The 19693-nt window shown below is 69.8% G+C and carries 15 protein-coding genes; 8 read left to right on the forward strand and 7 right to left on the reverse strand.

The features are described from left to right. Positions 1–122: 122 nt before the first annotated feature. From BLU27_RS12635 to BLU27_RS12650, 4 genes are all read left to right on the forward strand, one after another. The gene (locus tag BLU27_RS12635) at positions 123–2087 is read left to right on the forward strand and encodes an NHL repeat-containing protein (protein ID WP_092653519.1); all 1965 of its coding nucleotides are present in this window, start codon (positions 123–125) and stop codon (positions 2085–2087) included. Further along, positions 2084–4120 (forward strand): SMP-30/gluconolactonase/LRE family protein, encoded by a 2037-nt coding sequence (locus tag BLU27_RS12640; protein ID WP_092653521.1) that lies wholly within the window; start codon positions 2084–2086, stop codon positions 4118–4120. Before BLU27_RS12635 ends, BLU27_RS12640 begins: the two co-directional genes overlap by 4 nt. Positions 4121–4159: 39 nt before the next feature. Further along, positions 4160–5656, forward strand: coding sequence for a 13E12 repeat family protein (locus tag BLU27_RS29875; protein WP_197681818.1), 1497 nt, complete (start codon positions 4160–4162; stop codon positions 5654–5656). 97 nt (positions 5657–5753) lie between these two features. Further along, complete coding sequence (locus tag BLU27_RS12650; protein ID WP_092653523.1) at positions 5754–6296, forward strand: HNH endonuclease; 543 nt, start codon at positions 5754–5756, stop codon at positions 6294–6296. A gap of 6 nt (positions 6297–6302) precedes the next feature. Here BLU27_RS12650 and BLU27_RS12655 read toward each other — a convergent pair whose 3' ends face one another. The 6 genes from BLU27_RS12655 to BLU27_RS12680 all read right to left on the reverse strand — a co-directional run bounded on the left by BLU27_RS12655 (position 6303) and on the right by BLU27_RS12680 (position 12154). Next, on the reverse strand, positions 6303–6764 hold the full coding sequence (locus BLU27_RS12655) for a phosphotransferase (protein ID WP_197681819.1): 462 nt from the start codon (positions 6762–6764) through the stop codon (positions 6303–6305). A 128-nt stretch (positions 6765–6892) separates the two neighbouring features. Continuing rightward, positions 6893–7591 (reverse strand): haloacid dehalogenase type II, encoded by a 699-nt coding sequence (locus tag BLU27_RS12660; protein WP_092653525.1) that lies wholly within the window; start codon positions 7589–7591, stop codon positions 6893–6895. A 9-nt stretch (positions 7592–7600) separates the two neighbouring features. Continuing rightward, positions 7601–8935, reverse strand: a complete 1335-nt coding sequence (locus BLU27_RS12665) for a family 4 glycosyl hydrolase (protein ID WP_092653527.1) — start codon at positions 8933–8935, stop codon at positions 7601–7603. 42 nt (positions 8936–8977) lie between these two features. Then, positions 8978–9886, reverse strand: a complete 909-nt coding sequence (locus tag BLU27_RS12670) for a carbohydrate ABC transporter permease (protein ID WP_092653529.1) — start codon at positions 9884–9886, stop codon at positions 8978–8980. Next, the gene (locus tag BLU27_RS12675) at positions 9886–10815 is read right to left on the reverse strand and encodes a carbohydrate ABC transporter permease (protein ID WP_092653531.1); all 930 of its coding nucleotides are present in this window, start codon (positions 10813–10815) and stop codon (positions 9886–9888) included. Before BLU27_RS12675 ends, BLU27_RS12670 begins: the two co-directional genes overlap by 1 nt. Before the next feature lies 1 nt (position 10816). Beyond that, positions 10817–12154 carry an ABC transporter substrate-binding protein gene (locus BLU27_RS12680; RefSeq protein WP_092653533.1) on the reverse strand — a complete coding sequence of 446 codons (1338 nt, stop codon included), beginning with the start codon at positions 12152–12154 and terminating at the stop codon, positions 10817–10819. 135 nt (positions 12155–12289) lie between these two features. On the opposite strand from BLU27_RS12680, the gene BLU27_RS12685 reads away from it, so the two are divergent. Beyond that, on the forward strand, positions 12290–13225 hold the full coding sequence (locus BLU27_RS12685; RefSeq protein ID WP_092653535.1) for a carbohydrate kinase family protein: 936 nt from the start codon (positions 12290–12292) through the stop codon (positions 13223–13225). Between the two features lie 7 nt (positions 13226–13232). On the opposite strand, the gene BLU27_RS12690 is transcribed toward BLU27_RS12685, so the two are convergent. After that, complete coding sequence (locus BLU27_RS12690; RefSeq protein WP_092653537.1) at positions 13233–14108, reverse strand: LLM class flavin-dependent oxidoreductase; 876 nt, start codon at positions 14106–14108, stop codon at positions 13233–13235. Between the two features lie 240 nt (positions 14109–14348). Between BLU27_RS12690 and BLU27_RS12695 the strand changes: the two genes are divergently transcribed. The 3 genes from BLU27_RS12695 (at position 14349) to BLU27_RS12705 (ending at position 19654) form a co-directional block, all read left to right on the forward strand. Next, complete coding sequence (locus BLU27_RS12695) at positions 14349–16931, forward strand: M14 family metallopeptidase (protein WP_172804946.1); 2583 nt, start codon at positions 14349–14351, stop codon at positions 16929–16931. A 227-nt stretch (positions 16932–17158) separates the two neighbouring features. Continuing rightward, a complete protein-coding gene (locus BLU27_RS12700) occupies positions 17159–17758 on the forward strand; it encodes a GNAT family N-acetyltransferase (RefSeq protein ID WP_092653541.1) in 600 nt (199 codons plus the stop codon). A 3-nt stretch (positions 17759–17761) separates the two neighbouring features. Further along, positions 17762–19654 (forward strand): beta-L-arabinofuranosidase domain-containing protein, encoded by a 1893-nt coding sequence (locus tag BLU27_RS12705; RefSeq protein WP_092653543.1) that lies wholly within the window; start codon positions 17762–17764, stop codon positions 19652–19654. Positions 19655–19693: the final 39 nt, after the last annotated feature.

A 19693-nucleotide genomic window follows, 5' to 3' on the forward strand; every position in this document is an offset into this window, starting at 1 on the left:
GAACGCGGACGCGGATCGGCCGACGGCTGTCATCCGCACTGGTCGTTAAATACAGTCCGGACCGAAACATCGCACCGGCAGACTTCGACGTTCGTCCGCCCCGAGCCCGCGGGAGGCACGCCATGCCAGGTTCCGCGATCGTGTCCGCTGCTGCCGCCACCGCCGCCGTCGCACTCACCGTCGCAGCAGCGTTTCCGGCCGTCGCGCCTGGCTCGGCGCGAGGTGTGGCCGAGAAAGAGAGTGCGGCCGCCCCGGTCACCGACCTGGGCCCGGCGTCCTCGGTCACCGTCCTCAACGGCTCCGAGCCGATCGGCGACCGCATCTACGTCAACACCGGCGGGGTCAGCCCGACCGTCGTCGGTGCGTACGACCCGGCGCAGAAGCGGGTCACCCAGCGATACACCTTGCCGACGGGGCAGGGCGCGTGGGCGACGACCGCCGTGGGCACCGACCTCTACGTCGGTACGTACGCACCGGGGGACCTCTACCGGGTCGACACCACCGGCACGTCGGTGCAGAAGGTGGCGGACGTCGGCCCGGACGACTTCATCTGGGCGCTGGACACCTCCCCGGACGGCAAGGTCTACGGCGGGACGTACCCGCGCGGCCGGGTCTTCGAGTACGACCCCGCGACCGGCGCGAAGCGCGACTACGGGACGGTGGTGGCGGGTGAGCAGTACGTCCGCAGCATCGCCGTCGACGACACCACGATCTACGCCGGCGTGGGGTCGCACGCGCACCTGATGGCCATCGACCGTGCCACCGGTGCCGGCAAGGACATCCTGCCCGCGGAGTTCGCCGACCGTACGTTCGTCGCGACCCTCGCCCTGGAGGACGGCGTACTCGCGGCCGGGCTGTCGGCGACCGGAACGATGCTGCTGATCGACACCGCCGATCCGACGCGTTACGAGGTCGTCCAGGCGCCGAACGACTCCTACATCACCGCCATCAGCATCGACGCGGCGAACAACGACGTCTACTTCGGAACCCGCCCGTCCGGCACGCTCTACAAGTACGACCGGGACACCGGCACGCTCACCTCGCTGCTGGTTCCCTACGACGGCGCGTACTTCGGCCGGATCATCATCGACGGACGGACGCTGCGCGGCATCCTCACCAGCAACGTGGTGAGCTATGACCTCGACACGGGGGAGTACGACGGCGTCGACATCACTCAGGCAGGCATGCCGCCGGCACCCGAACTCGCGATGGCGATCGCCACCGACGGGCCCCGCGTCTACGTCAGCGGCAAGGCCGGGGTTCAGGTGCACGACCTCGCGGCGGGGACGTCGAGCCGGGTGTTCCTGCCCGGTGAGGCGAAGGCGATGACGCCGGTACGAGGAGAGCTGTGGCTGTCGGTCTACACGCTGGCCTACCTGTTCCGGATGTCGCCCGGCGGCGAGCCGGTCCGGGTTGCCACGCTCGGCAACGACCAGACCCGGCCACTGGACGCGGCGTACTCGCCGAGCGACGGGTTGCTCGCGGTCGGAACCCAACCGGAGTACGGCAGGTACGGCGGCGCGCTCGGTCTCTACGATCCCGGCGTCGGGCATCTGTCGGTGTACCGCGACATCGTCCCCGACCAGTCGGTGCGGTCGGTGGCGATCAAGAACGGAACGGTCTTCCTCGGCAGCAGTATCCGCAACGGACTGGGCACCACGCCGCGGGCGCCCGAGGCGAAACTGGCCGCCTTCGACCTGGCCACCCGCACGGTGACGTACGAGCTGGTACCCGTTCCCGGAGCCAAGGAGATAGTCGACCTGGTGGCCACCGGCGACCGGGTGTACGGCGTGACGGAGACCGGGCTGATGTTCGAGTACGACCCGCGCCGGCGACAGGTGCTGCGGACCGCGCAGGTCGCGGACGGTGCACCGGCACTGGTGTTGGTCGGGCGGACCATCTACGGAGCCGACACCCGCCACGTCTTCCGGGTCGACCGGTCCACCCTCACGGCCACGACGGTGGTGGACGACCTGCACACCGAAAGCTACAGCGGCGCCATGATCGCCGCCGCACCCGACGGCTCCGCGCTGTACGCGCTGCGCGGACGCAACCTGGTTCGGATCGGACTGGAAGGCAACCGATGACCCATCCCGAACGCAACAACGACGGCATCACCAGGCGTCGCCTGCTCGGCGCGGCCGGCGTGGCCGGTGTAGGGGCGGTCGCGACGACGCTTCCGGCCGGCATGACGCCCGCGTATGCGTCGGGTGCGACGACGGCCGACGCTGCTTCGGACCGTACTTCGGCCCCCGCTTCGGGGGCCGCGCCGACCGTCACCGACCTCGGACCGGCGGTGCTGGGCGCGCCGATCGTCGGGGCCACGGTCGCCGGTGACAGCGGCTTCGTGGTGACCCGTGGACTCGAGCCGCCGATCCTGGCCGAGTACGACCTGGACACCGGGAGGGTGGTTGCCAACCACGAGTTGACGACCGGGCTCGGCGGCTGGGGCACGGTGTCGGTCGGCGGGTTCGTCTACGCGGGGATGTACTCCGTCGCGGACATCCACCGGCTGAACCTCGCCACCGGCGCCGTCGAACGCCTTGGCCGCCTGGGCAACGAACAGTTCGCCTTCGACCTGACGGCCTCGCCGGCCGGAAAGATCTATGCCGGGACGTTTCCGGGCGGGAAGGTGTACGAGATCGATCCCACTGGGTCCGGTGGTCCCGTCATCCGCGATCTCGGTCAGGCGGTGCCGGGGCTGCAGTACGTCCGCTGTGTCGCGGCCGGCCCGGACGGCACGGTGTACGCCGGTACCGGCACGTCGGCCCGGCTGGTGGCGATCGACCCGGTGTCCGGCGCCCGGACCGACATCCTGCCGGCGTCGCTGCACAGTGAGTCGTTCGTCTACGACGTCGCGGTGAGCTCCGATCACGTGGTCGCCGGCACCGAGCCCCACGGCCAGCTCGCCGTGATCGACCGCACCAACCCCGCGAACAACAGGACCGTCATCACCGGCGAACGTACGATCGACGCGATCACCATCGACGGCCACACGGCGTACTTCACCGCTCGCCCGAGCGGTGCCCTGTACGCATACCGGCTGGACAACGGGACGCTGACCCGGCTCGCTGTCCCGGTTGCCGCGGAGGAGACGCGCGGAGTGTTCGTCCGGGACGGCGTCGTGCACGGTGCGTCCGGCGCGGGGCTGTGGTGGACCTACGACGTGGCCGACGGTGAGGTGAACGTGGTCGACCTGGTCGACGTCGGCCTGCAGAACGGGCCGGAGCCGCCGCAGTCGGTGTCCTACTCCGGCGACGGTGGCGCGGGGCAGGTGCTCGTCGGCGGCAACTTCGGCTTGCAGGTACACGACCTGGGCCGGAAGACGAGCCGGCGCGTGCGGGTGGACGGCGAGGCGAAGTCGATGACGCCGGTCCGCGATCGCACCGTGATGGCGATCTATCCGGGCGCGCTGGTCGACGCGTACGACCACCAGTCCGCGAAGGTCGCCAGGATCGGCGAGATCGGCGGCCTGGCCAACCGGCCTCGCTCGATGCGCCTGCACCCACCGGGTCGCCTGCTGCTGATCGGCGTACGCAACGAGTACGGCGTACCCGGTGGTGCGCTCGCCGTGGTCGACGTCCGCTCCGGCACGATCGACCGGTACGACGACCTCGTCGCCGGCCAGGCGGTCGCGGCGGTGGCGAGTCACCGCGATCTCGCCTTCCTCGGTACAGAGATCGCTGTGGACGGTGCGCCGCCGGTCGCGAAGGAGGCGGTGCTGGCCGGGTTCGACCTCACGACGCGTCAGGTGGCGTGGACGTGGAAGGCGGTGCCCGGGGCGACCGGGTACGTCAGCCTGGTGCACCATCACGGCCTGCTCTACGGCGTGACGGCGCAAGGCGTCTTGCTGGTGGCGGATCCGGTCGCTCGCACGGTGGTCGGCTCGGGGCGGATACCGGCCGGGCGGCCCGGCTACCTCACGGTCCGGGCCGGCGCCGTGTTGACCGTGACCAGCGAGGTGCTTGCCCGGGTGAACCCTGACGCGACCACGACCACGCTGGTTTCCGGGCTCGCGGGTGACTGGTACAACGAGCCGCAACTCGCGGTTAACGAGGACTCCGGGGATGTCTTCACGGTGCGCGGCCGCAACCTCGTACGCATCCATTTCCCGGCGTAGGCTCTCGGTTTCGGCTGTCTGCACGCTGGCTTGACACGCGTGGTGCGCGACCGGAATTCGGTCGATTTCCTTTGTGTGTGGGTTTCCGGCGCGCATGAGTCGATCTTGTTCGGTAGAATCGAACGCGTGAGCGATGGCGGTGAGTGCTTCGACGGCCACCTGGGTGATGAGCCCGGTGGCCGTCGGGTGCTGCCCGCGGGGTTTGCTGATCTGCCGGCGGGTCCTGGGTTGGCGGCGGCGGTGGCGGGGGTCGACGTGGCTGGGTGTAACGGGTTGGAGCTGGAGGAGCTGATCAAGGCACGGCGGCGGCTGATCTGCTGGCTGGAGGCTGAGTGCCTGTCCGATGTGAACGCGCTGGCCTACGCCGAGCCCGGCAGGGTTGACGGGCCGGCCGGACGCAGCGCCACCCCGGATCCGATGACCCCGGAGGTCCTGGAACCGCTGCTGGGGTGGACCGGCTACCGGGCGCACCAGTACGTGGCCCTGGCCGCCACCCTGCCCCGGCTGCCGCGGGTACGTGAGGCCCTCGCGTCCGGTGGGCTGGAACTCAACGACGTGCGGATGATCGTGGACCGCATCACCGACGCCAAGCCCGACCTGTGGGGTGCCATCGAGGACGCGATCTTCCCCAAAGTCCTGGAACTGCGGGGCGGGTTGCTGCGGGCCAAGGTCGAAGCCGAGGTCGTCAAAGCAGACCCCGACGCCGCCGCCAAACGTCACCGGGCGGCCAGGTCCGGGCGGAACGTGGCGATCTGGCCCGCCGTCGACGGCGTCGCCGACCTCGCCATCCGCGGCCTGTCCGCAGACCAGGCCGCCGAAGCGTACGGCCACATCGACGCCATCGCCCGCGCAGCCAAAGCAACCGGAGACTTGCGCACCCTCAGCCAACTCCGCGCCGACGTCGCCGCCGCCCTGCTCACCGGCACCGCCGACATCAAAGACTGCTCGGTCCCAGCGGCCACCAACCACACCTGGCAGGACCAGGCAGCGCAGGGTGCGGTGCAGAAGCAGACCAAGAAGGGTGAGGCTGAGCAGCACCAGTCTGAGCAGGACGAGGCTGAGCAGGACGAGACGCCGCGGGACGAGGCTGGGCAGGACGAGGCTGGGCAGGACGAGGCTGGGCAAGACGAGACGCCGCGGGAGGAAACGCCGCGGGACACTGAGCAGTGCACCGCGGAAGGCGACGCCTGGCAGGAGTGCGGCGAGCAGGGGTGCTGTGCGGTTCACCGGTACCCCGACCACGACCTGCACAGTGCCGGCTGTGACTGCGGTGACTGCGCTCCCGCCGGAACCGGAAACGCCACGGCTGACTACATCCCCTGCCACTGCTCCACCGTCCACGACACCGCAGCACACGAGGCCGCCGCGCGCAGCGCTGCCGCAGAGGACGCAGATAGCAGCCCCATCGGGCAGAACGCAGCGGAACGCGGCGCAGCCACAGGCAGTGCAGCTGCTCACACCGCTGCTCCCGACGGCGGGCGGCCTACCGCGGGTCAGATCCCGCGGCAGAACCGCCGACCCGCCGGGTCTGCCTGATCCACCGACAGGTAACCCGACACCACCAACACCACCCTGGTGCCCCTCACAACCGAGCTGGGGGCCCATACGAACGCGGGCGAAGATCCAGCTGAACGTGCCGCTGACCACGCTGATGGGGCTGTCCGCCCAGCCGGGTGAGCTCGGCGGGTTCGGGCCGGTCATCACCGAGGTGGCCGCCAGGATCGTCGCCAACCACCTCGACAACCCCGAGGCGAGATTCTCCGTGGGGGTTACCCACCCGGTCACCGGGCGGTTGTTGCATCTGCATCCGCTACCCACCCGATTTCTGCGCGGGCTGCAGGCAGAGCTGGTGCATGCCCGCGACCAACGCTGCGCATGGACCACCTGCAGGAGACCCGCCGCAACCTGCCACCTCGACCACAACACCGAACACCACCACGGCGGAGAAACCGCCGTGGACAACATCGCGCCACTCTGCCCACGCCACCACAAAGCCAAAACCGAACGCGACTGGAAACTCCACCAGACCGGCCCCGGCGACCACACCCTCACCGACCCCCACGGCCGGCACTACCACAGCCGAACACCATCCCTCACCGACCCGGTGGTACCACCCGAGCGAGCAGTCGCCACCGCCGGCACACCGACGGCCGACAATGACCTGCCGCCGTTCTGACTCGATTCAGTCCTCTGCGATCGAGTGCTGCTCGCAGCTGTGCGAGCGCCTCCACTCGCCAGTAGGCCCGATCGGGATACTGGTCGTCCCGGCCCAACGCATCGTCGTGACCCCCGCCCACATGAGGATGCGGAACTGGCGAACGAGATCCTGGTCGGCTCCTGGGTAGTGCTCTGCAACCTCTTCGGGGACACAGCCGAGGTCGTACTCGACCGGTCCACGTTTGCACGTACCGACGTCTATGAACAGCGGACCCTGCCTGGTGCTGAGCAGGTTTCCCGGATGCGGCTCACCGTGCAGCAACTGCTCCTCGCAACCCCAGTCGCCGAGCAGCGCACCTACCCACCTGAAGGTGTCGCTGAGGAGTTCGCGGTCGGGTTCGCGCAGGTCCGGCGTCAACTCCGGGTTGGCGACCTCACGTGCCCAGCCCGCGACCCGAGCTGTGCGACCCGCGCAAGCACGTCGCACGGAGTGAGGCGTACGGCGATGCGGTCCGAGTTGTGAACGACGACCGCATCGCGGACCTCGAGGCCGAGCGCGGCCGCAGTCGCCGCGGCGGCGTCGACCGCGCGCCGGACCTCGGAGGCTTCCATGAGTCAGGCGGCGGCGAGGGCGAGCAACGACTCGACGACGGCGGGCAGGTCCGGGCCGGTGACGTCGGGGGCGCGGAAGATGTCGGGGAACGGCCTACCGGAACGATCGATCCACGCGGTGGTCAACCCGGCCCGGGCGGCACCGTCGGTGTCCCAGGGATGAACTGCGACCAGTGCAGCCCGGTCGGCGGGTACGCCGCACTCACCGACCGCCCACAGGTACGGCTCGGGCGCGGGCTTCCATCGCCGCGGCTCGCTCACCGACAGCCGGCGTTCGAACAGGTCGAGTACACCGGCGCGCTCGAACGAGCCGCGGGTCATCTCGGCCGCCCCGTTCGTGAGCGTCACCAGCCGAACCCCGGCCTCGCGCAGCCGGCGCAGCCCGGCCGGGACGTCGGGATGCACGTCGAGGGCGGGGAAGCCGGAGATGACCTCCGCAACGGCCTCCTCACGTTTCGCCTCGTCGGCGAAGCCCGCGCCGGATCCCGCCAACGCGGTGCGCAGGGCGGACTTGGCGACGGCGGCGAAGTCGGCGTACTCACCCACGCTGGTGAGGGCGAACCCGTCGCGCAGGGTCGCGGCGAACCACGAGTCCAGCAGGTGGCGCGGCGCGCCCACCGACTCCAGCCGGTCCCGCAGCGGGGAGAGGTCTGTCAAGGTCTCGTTGACGTCGAACACGACGACTTCGGGGCGGTGCGGCACGTCTTCTCCTCAGGATGAGAGAGAGTCCAACAGCGGGCGGTGGCCGGCGATCGCGTCGTCCAGCAGTGCCTTCGCCACCTGCGGGCTCGGCACCAGTGGGTCCAACGCCAGCGCCTGCACGGCCAATTCCCGGGATCTCTCCATTGCCGCGCGTACTGTGAGTTCCTGTTGATGCGCTCGTTCTGTGAGTACGGCCGCCAGCGCCGGCGGGAGGTCACCCACCGCCAGGGGAGTGACGCCCGCCGCACCGACGACAGCGGGAACCTCCACGACGGCCTCCCGCGGGAGGTTCGCGATCGCGCCCGCGTTCGGAACGTTGACGGCGAGCTCGACGAGATCGCGGCCGGTGAACAACGCCTCGGCGATCGCGACCAGGCGTTCGGCCTCCTGCCCCTCCGACACCGCGTCCAGCGGCACCGCCCCGGACGCCTGCGCGTGCAGCTTGTCCCAGAGGCCGGACTTCTCGTCGATGTACGACCGGGTGGCGTCAAGGCCGGGTTGCAGGCCCCAGGGCAACTCCCCGGCCGGAGTTCCCGGCTCACCGCGCAGGTACCACCCGAAGAACTCCGCGACGTGCCGGTCACCGGGTGCGGGGAACAGGCCGAAGACGTCCAGCAGGTCGGCCGTCACAGGTTCGCCCAGCGGATGGTCACGGTCGCCCTTCGCGGCGACCTCCGCGGCCAGCGCTCGCAGGCGCGGATAGAGATCCTCCCGCCCATGACGGAGTTCGAGCAGCCAGCACAGGTGGTTCAGACCGGCGAAGACCGCGGTGACCTCCTCCCGCGGCACTCCGAGCACGCCCGCGAGCATGGAACGGGTGTGCATCGTGCCGTGGCACAGGCCGATCGTGCGCGGGTGCGCCCAGCCGGTGATCGCCCGGACGTTGGCCGTCAGCGGGTTTGCGTAGTTGACCAGCCAGGCGTTCGGGGCCAGGTCGGCCACGTCCTGACCGATCCGCACCAGCTCCGGCACCTGCCGGAACGCACGAAGCACGCCGCCGGGCCCCACCGTGTCGCCGACCGTCTGCCGGATGCCGTACCGCAAAGGGATGTCGAGGTCGGCGCGCCATCCGTCCGCACCACCGACCGCGATCGTGGTGGCGACCAGCGTGGCCCCCGGCAGCGCCTCCCGTCGGTCGACGTGCGCCTCGACGGTGAGCCGGGCCCCGCGTTCGGTGGCGATGCGCCGGCCGAGCCGGGCCATCGTGGTGGCAGCGTCCTCCTCGATGTCGACCAGGTGCACCTCGGCACCGTCGAAGACCGGTGAGGCCGCGAGGTCGGCGAGCAACCCGGGCGTGAACACCGTGCTGCCCGCACCGATCAACACGACCTTGATTCCCGACATCGGCCTACGCCACCCGCCTCACCTGATACCGGCCATAGCGGCCTACTTGATTCCGGTCAGCACGAACGCGTTCACGATCCGCCGCTGGAAGAACAAGAAGACCACACAGACCGGAACGACCGCCATCGTGGCCGCCGCCATCACCAGATCCGAGCGCTGCGCGTGCTGGCTGTTGAAGTACGTCAGCGCCAGGGGGACGACCATCTTGTCCTGGTCGTTGATCACGATCAGCGGCCACAGGTAGTCGTTCCAGGAACCGAGGAACGTGAAGATTCCCAACGCGGCCAGCGCAGGACCGGTCAGCGGCAGGATCACCCGCCAGTAGATCGCGAACTCGCCCGCGCCGTCGAGCCGGGCCGCGTCCACCAGGTCGTCCGGGATCGCCGCGATGAACTGCCGCATCAAGAAGATGCCGAACGCGCTCACGATGCTGCCGACCACCAGCGCCCACAGGGTGTTGAGCAGGTGCAGGAAGTTCATCACGAGGTAGCTCGGGATCAGCAGCACCGGCGCCGGGATCATCATCGTGGACAGCAGCACGACGAAGACGACGTTCTTCCCGGGGAAGGTGAACTTCGCGAAGATGTAGCCGGCGATCGAGCTCGTGAACAACGTCAGTACCGTCACCGACACCGCCACCAGCAGGCTGTTGCGATACCACACGAGGTACGGCGAGTTCTGCAGCACGAATGCGAAGTTCGCGAACGTGGGGTGCTCGGGCAACAGGCTCGGCGGGACCTGGATGATCTCCTGCGCGGTCTTCAGCGAGTTGCTCACCATCAGCACGAAGGGCGCGACGAAGCCGATCGCCGCAACGCTCAGCACCACGTACAGCACGATCTGACCGGCACCGCCGGACCGGTGACGGGACCGGCCATGGCGGGTCGAGTCGGACGCGGACGCGGGTGTGGGCGCCGCCGCCGGGACGCGGCTGGTCAGCGGGCTCGCCATCAGTACTCCCAACGGGTTCGCAGGATACGCATCTGTACCAGCGCGATGACGAGGATGATCACCATCAGGATCAGCGACATCGCCGTCGCGTATCCCAGCTGGAAGTCACCGAACGCACGTTGGTAGATGTGCAGGACGACGGTCTCGCTCGACCGCAGCGGCCCGCCGGCGGTCATCACCTGGACCCGAGTGAACTCCTGGAGGTAGCCGATCGTGGTCAGGCAGAAGACGAAGACGAACGTACGCTGCAGCAGTGGGAGCGTCACGTGCCGGAAGCGGGACACCACACCGGCACCGTCGACCTTCGCCACGTCGTAGAAGTCCAGCGGGATCGCCTGCAGCCCGGCGAGGAACACGATCACGTTGAAGCCCAGGTCCTGCCACACCGAGGTGACCATCACCGACCACAGCGCGGTGCCCGGGTCGCCGAGCCACGACTTTCCGGACAGCCCGACGAGATTGAGGACGGCGTTGAGCCAGCCCGCCTGCGGGTCGTAGATCGGCACCCACACCAGGGACGCGGCCACCGCGGAGGCGATCGCGGGAAGGAAGAAGACCGTGCGGAACAACGCGCGCAGCCGGGTGATGTGGTTCAGGGCGAGCGCGACCGCCAGCGACAGGACGATGTTCAGCGGTACGGCGACCACGGCGTACTTCCCGGTCACGGCGAGGGAGTTGAGGAACGCCGGATCGTCGGTGAACGCGTACGTGAAGTTGCGCAGGCCGATGAACGGCGACACCGGCGCGAGCTGGTTGTACCTGTGCAGGCTGAGCCAGATGGCGATGATGATCGGGACCAGCGAGAAGATCGCGAACAACGCGAGGATGGGAGCGAGCCAGCCGTAGACGAACGCCAGTTGCCGCCGGCGGCCGGGCAGTCGGTGGGTCGTGGCCGCGGATGTGGTCGCGGTCGTGTGGGTGGCCGCCATGTCAGGGCCCGATCTTCTCGTCGATCATCAGGTTGATCTGCTTCTCCGCTTCGGCGATCGCCGTCACCGGGTCCTGCCGGTGGAGTTCGACGCTCACGAACGCGTCGTGGACGTAGGTCCAGAACTGGTCCCGGTCGTGTACCCGGCCGACCCACCGCCCGTGCGGCAGGACGCCGAACGGAACTTTGAGGTAGGGCGCCTTGGCGAGCATCTGCTCGTCGTCTCGCAACTCCTTCAACGCCGGCACGGTGGCGGAGGTGAGGTTCCAGATCCGGGCGTTGTCCGGGCGGGCCATGAAGCCGACGAACTTCCAGGCGGCCTCGCGTACGCGCGGATCCGCCTTCACGTTGACCACCTCGCCCCAGCCGGACTCGGCGGCGAACTTCAGCGTGTCACCGGCGTAGGGCGGCTCGGCGACGTAGGCGAGGTCGGTGAACTTCGGGAAGTCCGCGCGCCCGGACGCCACCACCCACGGACCCTGGTGGGCCATCGCCGCCCGGCCGCGGAAGAACATCGTGTACGGGTCGCCGGTGTACCAGGTGGTGTTGTCCACCTTGTGTCTGGTGACCAGCTCGGTCTCGTCAGTCCACGCTTTACGCGCCTGCGGGCTGTGGAAGTCGACGTGCACGCCGTCCGCGTCCCAGAAGTCGCCGCCGAGTTGCAGGATCATCGACAGGAACGTGAACGTGATGGAGTCGTTGCCGGTGAAGGCGTACCCGACCTGGTCGGCCCGTCCCTTCGAGTCGATCTTCGTCAGCCGCTCACCGGCCTCCAAGAGTTCGGCCCAGGTCGCGGGCGGCTGCCTGATGCCGGCTTGCTCGGCCAGCTTGGGGTTGTAGAGGATGCCGCCGTTCTCCAGGTTGTACTCGTGCGGAATGCCGTACAGCTTGCCCTTGAGGGTGTAGGCGCCCACAGCAGCCGGCCAGAACCTCGCCGTCGGCCCGCTGCCCGACAGCTCCGACGGCACCTCGTCCAGCAGCTGGTTCACGGCGTACTCGGTGACCCAGGTGCCGAACATCTGCTGGATGTCGGCGACGTTGCGGGCGCGGTAGGCGGCCTGCAGCTTGCGGGCCAGCACGTCGTACGGGAAGTACTGGTAGACGATGTGGATGTCGGGGTGCTCGGCCTCGAAGCGCCTGATCATCGTGGTGTTGGCCGCGACGAAGCTCGGGTTGTTGTGGCTCCACCAGGTGACGTTCAGCTTGCCGTCGACCGGCTTGGAGACGACGGTCCCCTCGCTGGTCGCTCCGGAGGAGCACCCGCCGAGCACGGAGCCGGCGGCGACAGCGGACAGGCCCGCCGCGGAGCGGGCGAGGAAACCCCTGCGGCTCAATGCCATGGTGGAGACCGCCCCTGAGAACGCGCATCACTGCCGACGTCTGCGGAACGTATTCACCACACCTGGCCGGGTCAAGCCGGTGTGTCCGCCTGCGGCCGACGGACGAGGCTCCGGCAGGTCGGTTACGCTTCGCCGATGCCCGAAGCCAGTGACGTGCTCGTCGTCGGCGAGCTCAACGTCGACGTGATCGTGTCCGGTGCCGACGCCGTCCCGACGTTCGGCCAGCACGAGCAGATCGTGGACGAGTGCCGGGTGACGCTGGGGTCGTCGTCGGCGATCTTCGCCTGTGGAGTACGCCGGCTCGGTCACGCCACCACGATGGTGAGCGTGGTCGGGGCGGACATGTTCGGCGACGTCGTACGAGATGCCCTGCATGAGCGGGACGTGGACACCTCCGCGGTCGTCGTCGACCCCCGCACACCCACCGGCGTCACGGTGATCCTGAACACCGGTGCCGACCGCGCGTTGCTGACCGCCCCGGGCAGCATCGGAACAACCCGGCGCGAGCACGTTCCGGCCGAGCTTCTGCGCCGTGCGAGGCACCTGCACGTGGGCAGTGTCTTCCTGCAACGCGACCTGCGCCCGGAGCTGCCGGCGCTGTTCGACGAAGCCCGGGCGGCCGGCCTGACCACGTCGTTCGACCCGAACTGGGACCCGGCGGAACGCTGGACCGACCTGCTTCCGCTGCTGGAACACGTCGACGTGGTGTTCGTGAACGAGGCCGAGGCGGAGCAGCTCACCGGCGGCCTGCCCGCGACGAAGGCGGCGTACGCACTTGCCGAACGGATGCGCCCGGGCGGGACGGTCGTCGTCAAACGCGGCGAGCACGGCGCGTTGGCGGTCCGCGACGGCACGGACACGGCGGTTCCGGCGTACGAGGTGAACGTCGTCGACACCACCGGGGCGGGCGACTCCTTCGACGCGGGCTTCGTGCACGGCATGTTGTCCGGCGCCGAGCTGGGGGAGTGCCTCGCGCTGGGTGCCGGATGCGGGTCACTGTCGACCCGGGCCGCCGGCGGCACCGACGCCCAGCCGGACGCTGGCGAGCTCACCGCGCTACTGTGGGGCTGACAGCCTGCTACGAAGCCGACAGGTAGTCGCTCGCGACCTTGTCGAGCACGGCCTCGTCGCCCGCGTAGATGCCGTCGGGCCGCGGCCAGTGCACGACGACGTCGGTGAAGCCGAGCTCGGCTGCCCGGCCCACCGCGTCGGCGAACGACTCGGCGCTGGAGAGTGCGAAGTGGTCGTCGCTGTCCAGCGACAGGTAGCGGTCGATCGTGGCCGGGTCGCGGCCGTCCTGGGCGGCGATGTCCTCGAAGCGGGTGGCCAGCTCCGCGACCCCCCGCCACCACTGCGGCAGGTCGCCCTGCCCTCCCTTGCCGTAGGTGATCCACCCCTGGCCGTACCGCGCGGCGAGCCGCATGGACCTGGGTCCGTTCGCGGCGACGAGGATGGGCAGCCTCGGCCGGTGCAGGCTGCCGGGCTGCGTGCGCGCGTGCACGGCCGAGAAGTAGTCGCCCGCATAGCTCACGTCGTCCTCGGTCAGCAGCCGGTCCAGCAGTTCGAGGAACTCACCCAGACGCGCGACGAGCTGGGGCGGGGACAAGGTGTCGTGACCGAGCACGGTCGCGTCGAAGCCCGTGCCGCCGGCGCCGATGCCGAGGAGGAACCGGCCCGCGCTGACGTCGTCGAGGCCGAGGACGTCCCGCAGGAACGACACCGGATGCCGGTAGTTGGGCGAGGCGACGTAGGTCCCCAGCCTGATCCGCGAGGTCACCATCGCGGCGGCGGTCAGGGTCGGGACCGTGCCGAACCACGGCCCGTCGGCGAGACTGCGCCAGGCCAGGTGGTCATATGTCCACGCGTGGTCGAATCCGTACTCCTCGGCCCGCCGCCACCGCGGGGCAGCCTCCGACCAGCGGTGCTCGGGCAGGATCACGATGCCGTGGCGCATGAGGCCCCACTGTAGGGGAGCGGCAGGCTCCGCCACGGAAAGCGCCAGGGCGTACCACGAAATCCCGGTGCTGGGGCAGGTGAACGGTCATCCGGCCACGTTCAGACATGGTCTTGTGACTCAGCGCGTTGCTCCCTAGATTGATCACTTCCATGGCCGAGGTGTCCCTACTCGTGTCCTGAGTGCTCTCCCTACTCGTGTCTTGAGGTACGCATGCGACGCAAACTTCAAGCAGGACTCGTGGTTCCGCTCGTCGCGGCGTTGGCCGCGGTAGTCGGCCCCTCCGCCTCGGGGTCGCTGGCCAAGGCGAGCGACCCGCGCGAGGACAACCTGCCCACCCCCGCCTCGGTGCTCGGGTTCGAGCCCTGCACCGACTACAAGCTGGCCACCTACGAACAGATCACCGACTACTTCGGTGCGCTCGACAAGGCCAGCGACCGGCTGCAGATGACGAGCATCGGCAAGACCTCCGAGGGCCGTGACCAGGTGCTGGGCATCGTGTCCGCGCCGGACAACCTCACCCCGGACAACCTGAAGAAGTACCGCGGCATCGCCGAACGCCTGGCACACGCCCGCGGGCTCACCGACGCGCAGGCCAAGGACCTCGCAGCGGAGGGCAAGACCGTCGCCTGGATCGACTTCGGCATCCACTCCACCGAGGTCGCGCCGACCCAGACCGCCCCGCAGTTCGCGTACGACCTGGTGCGCAGCGAGAGCGCGGAGGCGAAGTCGATCCGCGAGAACGTCATCACGTTGTTCAACCCGAACGTCAACCCGGACGGGACGACGCACGTCTCCAAGTGGTACATGGACCACGTGGGCGGGCCGTACCAGGACTCGAGCTACCCGGAGCTGTACCAGAAGTACGCCGGCCACGACGACAACCGCGACTGGTTCATGTTCAACCTGCAGGAAACCCGCAACCAGGGCGACATCCTGTGGCACCAGTGGTACCCGCAGATGGTCTACAACACCCACCAGACGGCGGCGTACCCGGCGCGGATCTTCATCCCACCGTTCAAGGACCCGAGCAACCCCAACATCCCGGCCGAGGTGATCCGGGGCATCAACCTCATGGGCGACGCAATGACCCAGCGGCTGGACCGCGAGGGCAAGGTCGGCGCGGTGTCCCGGCAGCAGTACGACCAGTGGTGGAACGGCGGGCTGCGTTCGGTGCCGGCGTTCCACAACCAGATCGGCCTCCTCAGCGAGACCGCGCACGCCTCCGCGACGCCGAAGTTCGAGGACCCGGCGAAGTTTCCGAAGGAGTTCCCGTACCAGGGCGTGTCGACGTCACAGCCCTCGGCGTTCTACCCGAGCCCCTACAAGGGCGGTTGGTGGCACCTGAAGGACAGCTGCTCCTACATCGAGTCGACCGGCTGGGCCTACCTCAACACCGCCGCGACCGACCGTGAGGGCTGGCTGTACGGCGCCTACCGGATGGGCAAGCAGGCCATCGAGGCCGGCGGGAACGTCGCGTACGTCATCCCCGCCGACCAGACCGACTTCGCCACCGCCGCCAAGATGGTGGACGTCCTGCGCTGGGGTGACGTCGAGGTCGAGCAGGCAAGCGAGGCGTTCGCGGTCGGCGACCGCACCTACCCCGCGGGCAGCTACATCGTGCGGGAGGCGCAGCCGTTCCGGCCGTACGTCGTCGACCTGCTCAACCCGCAGAACTACCCCGACCGGCGCAACCCCGACGGCACGCCGGAGCGCCCGTACGACATGGCGGGCTGGACGCTGCAGTACCAGATGGGCGTCAGCGTCGACAAGGTGGACGCGAAGATCGACGTGCCGTCCAGGCAGGTGACGTGGGCGGGCGTGCCCACGCCGGCGCTGCCGAGCAGCACGCCGGGATACGCGTACGCCCTCGACCCTCGGGTCAACGACTCCTACACCGCCGCGATGAACCTGCTGCGCTCCGGTGAGAAGGTGACCCGGACCACCGAACCGGTGGAGACCGACCGGGGCACCTGGCCGGCGGGCACGTTCCTGGTCCCGGCCGGGCGCACGGGTGAGGTGAAGGTGCGTGGGCAGGCTCGTAGCCTCGGGCTGACGGTCGCCGGAGTGGCCACCGAGCCGGCGAGGACTGTTTCGGTCAGCCGGCCCCGAGTCGGGCTCTACCACGGCTGGGGTGGCAACTCCGACGAGGGCTGGACCCGCTACGTGCTGGAGCAGTTCAAGTTCCCGTACGCCCAGGTGCACGACGCCGACGTGCGGGCGGGCTCCCTGGCGAAGAAGTACGACGTTCTGGTGCTGCCGGACGCGACGTACTCCCGGATGCTGAACGGCCTGCGTGAGGGCACCCTCCCGCCCGAGTACACCGGCGGGATGACGGCCGCGGGCGTGGCCAACCTGAAGAAGTTCGTCGAGGACGGCGGGACGCTCGTCACGGTCAACGACGCCGCGCAGCTCCCGATCCAGGCGTTCGGCGACTTCCCGGTCACCGACGTCACCGAGGGAGTGCCGTCCACGAAGTACTACTCGCCGGGCTCGGTGGTGGCGACCGCGGTGAAGCCGACCACGCCGGTGACGTGGGGCCTGCCGGAGAAGCTGGACGCGTACTCCTCGACCAGCCCGGCGTTCACGGTCACCGGTGACGCCGGATCGGTGAGTACGCCGGTGACCTACCCGCAGGAGAACATCCTGCGCAGCGGCTGGCTGCTCGGTGAGGACCTGATCGCCGGCAAGGCCGCGGTGGCCGACGTGACCTACGGCAAGGGACGCGTGGTCCTGCTCGGGACCAGCGTGCAGCACCGGGCGCAGGCGCACGGCACGTACAAGCTGCTGTTCAACTCGCTGCTCCTGGGAGGAGAACGCTGACCGCGAGGAGCCGCTGAGCGTGGTTCGCGTCCTGGGTCCCCGTGCACCGTGGCGGTCGCCGCGCTGCACGGGGACCTTCGCGTGTCCGGCGATGTGCCGCGCCCTGATCCGGGCCTTGAGATGGTGTCGGTGCGTTTGGATAGGTTGGCCGGAACGTCGTGGAAGTCGACGAAGAAGGCGAAGTGCTGGCGGGGAGTTCAACCCCGCGCGAGCGGCAGGAGGTGCGTATGGGGGCAGAAGACGGCCTGACCGAGGGGGGAGCACCAGAGCAGTTGCGGATGCTCTGGCCGGCCGGGGAGGCGCCCGCCGCCGAGGCCACCCAGCTGCCGGATGGCTACGCCCTCCGCCAGGGCCGCGCTGACCAGGACGTTCCCGCGTTCCGGGAGCTGATGACACGGGTCGAGCTCGGCACCTGGGACGACGACAAGCTGACCGAGGTGCTGGAATCCGTCGTCCCCGACGGCTGGCACCTGGTCGTGCACGAGCCGACGGGCATGGTCGTGGCGACCGGCATGTCGCAGCGCCGGCCGGTGCCCGATCTGTATCCGAACGGTCACGAGGTCGGCTGGATCGCCGCGCACCCGGACCACAGCGGCCGGGGACTCGGGCGAGCGGTCACCGCCGCGGCGACGGCGCGCCTGGTCGAGCTGGGGGCGAAGTGTGTCTACCTGCAGACCGACGACTTCCGGCTTCCGGCGTTGCACACGTACCTCCGGCTCGGTTTCCGTCCGCACCTGTGGGCGGCCGGGATGGTCGAGCGGTGGCGGGAGATCTGCGAGCGGCTGGGAGAGCCGCTCCAGCCCGCCGAGTGGCCGGTCGAGGGTTGACCCGTGCCGAGCGCGCACGGCCCGGCCCGGCTCGCCGAACTCCCGCTGGGCGCGATCCGGCCCACGGGCTGGCTGGCCGACCAGTTGCGGCTGCAGGCCGACGGCCAGACCGGGCAACTGGAGAACGTCTGGCCCGACGTCGGGCCGGACAGCGCCTGGCTCGGCGGTGACGGCGAGGGCTGGGAGCGCGGGCCCTACTACCTCGACGGTCTCGTGCCGCTGGCGTACATCCTCGACGACGCCGACCTGAAAGCCAGGGCGCAGAAGTGGGTCGAGGCCATCCTGGCCGGCCAGGGCGACGACGGTCAGTTCGGGCCGGCCGGCGACGACTGGTGGCCGCGAATGGTGGCGCTGAAGGTTCTCACGCAGTACGCCGACGCCACCGGCGACGAACGCGTGCCGGCGTTCCTGCGCAGGTACTTCACCTTCCAGGCGAGGAACCTGCCGCAGCGTCCGCTGCACGGCTGGGGACGCGCACGTGGCGCGGACAACGTCCTGTCCGTCATGTGGCTGTACGACCGAACGGGGGAGGAGTGGCTGCTCGACCTGGCTCGGCTCTTGCTTGCCCAGACCCACGACTGGGCGACGTTCCTCACCCGTGACCTGCCCGCCGGGCCCGCGCCGGCGTTTCGCCACCTGACGCACGGAGTCAATGTCGCGATGGGCATGAAGACGCCCGCCGTGGCCGCGTTGCTCGACGACGCCGTTGACGACGCCGCTGGAGGGGGCCGACGCGCGGAGCAGATCCGGCAGATGCTGGCCAACCTGATGCGCCTGCACGGACTCGTGCACGGCTGCTTCTCAGGCGACGAGTGGCTCGGCGGCCGTGAGCCCCACCACGGCGTGGAGACCTGCCTGGTGGTCGAGTTGATGTTCAGCCTCGAGCAACTGGTGCGGATCCTCGGTGACGGGAGCCACGCCGACCTGCTGGAGCAGATCGCCTTCAACCTCCTCGCGGCCAGCAGCGACGCGCGCATGCTCGCGCACCAGTACCACCAGCAGGCCAACCAGGTGCTGGTCTCCTTCGCCGACCGCGACTGGAGCTTCAGCGGACCCGACGCCAACGTCTTCGGCCTCGAACCCCACTTCGGCTGCTGCACCGCCAACCTCCACCAGGGCTGGCCGAAGTTCGCCCGGTCGCTGTGGATGCGGGCCGGCGACCGGACCCTGGCTGCCGTCGCCTACGCGCCGTGCCGGGTCGACGCTGAGTTGGGCGGGCGTCCGGTACGACTGGACGTACGCACCGGCTACCCCTTCGACGACGTGGTGGAGATCGGGGTTTCCACGGCGGTGACGCACGAGTTCGCGCTGCGGCTGCGGATCCCGGGCTGGTGCCGGGAACCGAGCCTGACCGTGGGGCAGGAGCCGCTCCCCACGACGCCGGACGACGACGGCTACGTCACGGTGCGGCGCGCGTGGGCCGACGGCGATGTCGTCCGCCTCGGGCTGCCGATGCGGTTGCGGACCGTGCCGCGGGACAACGGCGCGGTCGGCTTCCGGCTCGGCCCGCTGGTGCTCGTACACGCGGTCGGTGAGATCTGGCGCCCGGTGCCCGACCACGCCGGGCTCGCCGAGTGGGAGATCACCCCCCGCACGTTCTGGAACCTCGGCGCCTGGGTGGACGACCCCGCCGGCATCGAGTCGTGGCCGGTCGAGCGCCGACCCGTCGGACCGGTGCCGTACGACGTGGACGCGGCTCCGGTCGTGGTACGCGGCCGCGGAGCGTCGCTGCGCCGGTGGCGGATGCGGGACAACTCGGCGGGCCCGCCGCCGGCGAGTCCGGTCGCCACCCGGGCGCCGGTGATGGAGCTGCGGTTGCTGCCCTACGGCTCGGCCCGGCTCCGGGTGGCCGAGCTGCCCACCGTGACCGTGACGCCCGAGCCCGACGACGACTGAGCCGCCGCCGTCAGGGTGCCGCGAGCAGCGACCCGGTCC

It is taken from the genome of Actinopolymorpha singaporensis, from assembly GCF_900104745.1.
GTDB classification, from domain to species: Bacteria; Actinomycetota; Actinomycetes; order Propionibacteriales; family Actinopolymorphaceae; genus Actinopolymorpha; species Actinopolymorpha singaporensis.